This is a genomic window from Kitasatospora sp. NPDC059648, assembly GCF_042734825.1.
GTDB lineage: Bacteria > Actinomycetota > Actinomycetes > Streptomycetales > Streptomycetaceae > Kitasatospora.
In genome coordinates, this window is the sequence record NZ_JBHWDU010000113.1 from 15736 (window position 1) to 20211 (window position 4476).

A 4476-nucleotide genomic window follows, 5' to 3' on the forward strand; every position below is an offset into this window, starting at 1 on the left:
TTCCTCCCCCCGGGCCCCCCCGGGCCCCCGGGGCGGGGGGGGGCGGCCCACCCCCCCCCCCCCGCCCGCCCTGCTCTCCCAGCCCGCCCCCGCCGAGGCGTCGGCGCCCGCGCCGACCGTGGCCGCCCACGTGCCGGTGGCGCCCTATCCGGCCGGGGTCGCGCTCACCCCGGACGGCGCCCGGGTCTACGTGACCAGCCAGAGCAGCGGCACGGTGAGCGTCCTGGACGCCGCGAGCAGGGCGGTGACCGGCAGCTTCACCGCCGGGACGGGTTCCTACGCGGTCGCCGTCTCGCCCGACGGGCACCGCGCCTACCTGACCCACCACCTCGACAACGCGGTCAGCGTCGTGGACACCGCGAGCAACACCGTCACCGCCACCGTCCCGGTCGGCGTCCAGCCCTGGGGTCTGGCCCTGTCGCCGGACGGCACGCGCGCGTACGTCAGCAACGCCGGAGCCAGCACGGTGAGCGTGCTGGACACTTCGTCCGGCACCGTCACGGCCACGATCCCGGTCGGCGCCGAGCCGCACGGGCTCGCGGTCTCGCCCGACGGCAAGCGCCTGTACGTCGCGGCCTCCGGTGCCAAGGCGGTGAACGTGGTCGACACCGTGAGCAGCACGGTGAGCGCCACCGTCCAGGTCGGCCACAGCGCGTTCGGCCTGGCACTCAGCCCCGACGGAAGCCGGCTGTGGGCCGCCGACGGCGACGACACCACGGCCGCCGTGCTCGACACCGGCGCCCCCGGGCTGCTCGGCACCGTCACTGTCGGCAACGGCCCGTACTCCGTCAGCCTCGCCCCGGACGGCTCCGCCGCGTACGTCTCCAACTACGGCGACAACACCCTGAGCGTGATCGACGCGGCGAGCCGGAGCGTCACCGCGACGGTGCCGGTCGGCGCCGGCCCGTACACCCTGGCGCTGAGCGCCGACGGGCGGCGCGGCTACCTGGCCGACTTCACCGGCGACGCCGTCGACGTGCTGAACCTCCCGCTGCCGGTGCCCGTGGTCACCGGGATCAGTCCGAACGGCGGGTCCGGGACCGGGGGCACCACGGTGACCGTCACCGGCAGCGACCTGAACGGTGCCACCGGCGTCACCTTCGGCGCGGCCGGCCCGGCCGCCTCGTTCAGCTGCACCCGGACCAGCTGCACCGCCACCGCCCCGGCCACCACGGTGACCGGTCCGGTGGACGTCCAGGTCACCACGCCCGGCGGCACCAGCGCGGCCGTCGCCGCCGACCGCTTCAGCTACACCGCGCCCAGCGCCCACCTGGGCGTCGCGCTCGCCGCGACACCGGTGACCAGCCTGTTCGCGAGCCGGGTCGACTACACCGTCACCCTCACCGGCCAGGGGCCCGACCCGGTCACGACGGCCACCGTCACCGCCGCCCTGCCCGCCGGGCTGGCCACCACCTCCGGCGATTGCGGCGTCGCCGGGGGCAAGCTCACCTGCACCCTGACCGCCCCGCTCGCCAGGGGCGCGAGCACCACCCGGCACTTCTCCGTCGGCGGCGCCGGGCTGAACGTGCTCGCCTCCTGGAGCGTCACGGTGGCCCGTACGGCCGGCGCCCCAGCCGACCCCTCGCCCGCCACCAGCAAGGACAGCCGCAGCTGCACCTCCGTGCTCGGTCTGCTGATCACCTGTAACTGAGCGGCCCCACCCGGAGAGCCCCGGCCGGACGCCCGGCCGGGGCTCTTCCGTCCCACCTCTGGACGAACTGTCCGAGTCGGACGTACAGTCCATCCATGCCTCCCGAAACCGCTGATCCGCGCGTGCGGACCTGGTCACCGGTCTGCCGCGCGGTGGCCCTGCTGCTCGGGCCCTACGCCGAGGTGGTGCTGCACGACCCCGCCACCGACCGGGTGCTGGCCATCTGGAACCCCATGACCAGCCGCGCTCCCGGAGACCCGTCCCTGCTCGGCGAACTGGACCAGCTCGGCCCGTCCGCGCCCGACGTCTACGGGCCGTACGAGAAGCTGCTGCCGGACGGCCGACGGCTCTCCTCGGTCAGCGCGGTACTGCGGGACGAGACCGGCCGGGCCGCGGCGGTGCTCTGCGTCAACCTGGACCGCGGCCCGCTGGAGCAGGCCGCCGCCCTGCTGGCGAACTTCGCCGCGCCCACCGCCCCGCGCCCCGAGCCGCTGTTCGAACGCGACTGGACGGAACGGATGAACGACGTGATCGGCGGCCACGTCCGTGCGCAGGGGCGCCCGCTGGAACGCTTCACCCGCGATGACCGGCTCGCCGTCCTGCGCGAGCTGGACGAGGCCGGGGTGTTCGCCGTCCGCCGAGCCGTCCCCGCGGTCGCCACCGCACTGCGGATCTCCCGCTCCACCGCCTACGCCCTGCTAGCCGAGCTCAAGCACCCGGCCGGCCCGAGGAAGGACTGAGACACAGATGACCCGGCTGCCCGACTTCCGGCTCGAAACCTACTTCACCCGCTGGGAGTTCACCGCCCGCCACCACCTCACCGCCTCCGACGCGCAGACCATGACGATGGCCGAACTCCTCGCCCTGGCCGGCCCCGAGGACCGCGAGGCCTGGGACAACCTCGCCCTCGGCTACACCGAGACCTTCGGCGACCCCGGCCTGCGGCGGGCGATCGCCGGGATGTACGAGCACGTCGAGGCGGACGACGTGATCTGCTTCGGCGGTGCCCAGGAGGGCATCAACCTCGCCATGCAGGTGCTGCTCGAACCGGGCGACCACGCGGTGGTCCTGACCCCCAACTACCAGTCGGCGGAGACCATCCCGCTCTCCCTCTGCGAGGTCACCGGCGTCGCGCTGGACGAGCGGCAGGACTGGGCGCTCGACCTGGACGCCGTCGAGGCGGCACTGCGGCCGAACACCAAGGTGCTCTCGGTCAACTTCCCGAACAACCCGACCGGCACGCTGATCCCCGCCGCCGACTTCGCGCGCCTGGCCGGACTCTGCGAGGAGCGCGGCATCCGGCTGTTCTCGGACGAGGTCTACCGCGGCCTGGAACGCGACCGGGGCCGCACCCTGCCGCAGGCCGCCGACCTCTCCGCGACGGCCCTCTCGCTCAACGTGACCTCCAAGTCCCTCGGCCTGCCCGGCCTGCGGATCGGCTGGATCGCCTGCCGGGACCGCGTGCTGCGCACCCGCCTGGAGCGGGCCAAGCACTACACCACCATCTGCAACTCGGCGCCCAGCGAGGTGCTGGCCCGGATCGCGATCACCGCCCGCGAGCGGATCCTGGCGCGCAACCGGGGCATCATCGCCGAGAACCTGCCGGCCTTCGACGCCTTCTTCGCCGAGTTCCCCGAGCTCTTCGAATGGCGGGCCCCGCAGGGTGGCTGCGTCGCCTACCCGCGCTACCTCGGCCCGGACGGCGTGGAGGACTTCTGCACCGCCCTGGTCGAACAGGCCGGCGTGCTGCTGATGCCCGCGAGCATGTTCCGCTCCGACCTCACCCCCACCCCCACCGACCGCTTCCGGATCGGCGTCGGCCGCCGCGACCCCGGCCCCGCCCTTGAGGCCTTCGCCGACTGGCTGCGCAAGCGGTAGCGAAGACGCCGCCGCCGGGGCGCCGGCCAGAGGATCGACGCCCCGGTGGTCGTGACCGTACTGGTCAGAGCTTCTGCCAGGCCGGCTTGGCCGCGTAGGTGTCGCGGAAGTAGTCGGCGAGCTTGAGGCGGGAGGCGGCGGCCTCGTCGACCACCACGGTGGCGTGCGGGTGCAACTGCAGCGCCGAGGCGGGGACGGCCGCGGCCAGCGGGCCCTCGACGGCCAGGGCGACGGCCTCGGCCTTCGCCTCTCCGGTGGCCAGCAGGACCAGGTGGCGGGCCTCCAGGATGGTGCCGATGCCCTGGGTGATGACGTGGTGCGGGACCTCGTCGATGCTGTCGAAGAAGCGGGCGTTGTCCACCCGGGTCTGCCGGGTCAGGGTCTTGATCCGGGTCCGGGAGGCGAGCGAGGAGCAGGGCTCGTTGAAGCCGATGTGGCCGTCCGTGCCGATGCCGAGCAGCTGGAGGTCCACGCCGCCGGCCTCGGCCAGCGCGCGGTCGTAGGCGGTGGCGGCCGCGGCGATGTCGGCCGCGTTGCCGTCCGGTCCCAGGAAGGAGTCCTCGGTCAGGCCGAGGGGTTCGACGACCTCGCGCAGCACCACCGAGCGGTAGGACTCCAGGTGGCCGGCCGGCAGGCCGACGTACTCGTCCAGCTGGCAGATGCGCGCCCGGGAGGCGTCCAGGCGGCCGTCCCGGACCCGCGCGGCGAGGGACCGGTAGATCGGCAGCGGGGTCGAGCCGGTCGCGACACCGAGCAGGGCGTCGGGCTTGTCGGTCAGCAGATCGGTGATCGCCGCGGCGATGACTTCGCCGGCCGCTGATGCGTCAGGGACGATCACGATTTCCATACTGGGTCCACCGTTCTGAGGCGAGGCTGAGGTCTAGACCTTCGAGGTCTAGACCAGTTTGCCGTGAACGGGGCCCTCCAGTCCCCCCGGGGCCTGGTGC

At 73.9% G+C, this 4476-nt stretch carries 4 protein-coding genes; 3 read left to right on the plus strand and 1 reads right to left on the minus strand.

The genetic code is table 11. The features are described 5' to 3' along the window. Positions 1-118: 118 nt before the first annotated feature. The 3 genes from ACFV1W_RS36745 (at position 119) to ACFV1W_RS36755 (ending at position 3529) form a co-directional block, all read left to right on the plus strand. Positions 119-1651, plus strand: a complete 1533-nt coding sequence (locus ACFV1W_RS36745; protein ID WP_380421625.1) for a beta-propeller fold lactonase family protein — start codon at positions 119-121, stop codon at positions 1649-1651. A 95-nt stretch (positions 1652-1746) separates the two neighbouring features. After that, positions 1747-2391 (plus strand): transcriptional regulator, encoded by a 645-nt coding sequence (locus ACFV1W_RS36750; protein WP_380421626.1) that lies wholly within the window; start codon positions 1747-1749, stop codon positions 2389-2391. A gap of 7 nt (positions 2392-2398) precedes the next feature. Continuing rightward, entirely contained in the window at positions 2399-3529 is a 1131-nt protein-coding gene (locus tag ACFV1W_RS36755) for an aminotransferase class I/II-fold pyridoxal phosphate-dependent enzyme (RefSeq protein WP_380421627.1), read from the plus strand. Between the two features lie 64 nt (positions 3530-3593). On the opposite strand, the gene ACFV1W_RS36760 is transcribed toward ACFV1W_RS36755, so the two are convergent. Continuing rightward, on the minus strand, positions 3594-4376 hold the full coding sequence (locus ACFV1W_RS36760) for a glucosamine-6-phosphate deaminase (protein WP_380421628.1): 783 nt from the start codon (positions 4374-4376) through the stop codon (positions 3594-3596). Between the last annotated feature and the right edge of the window lie 100 nt (positions 4377-4476).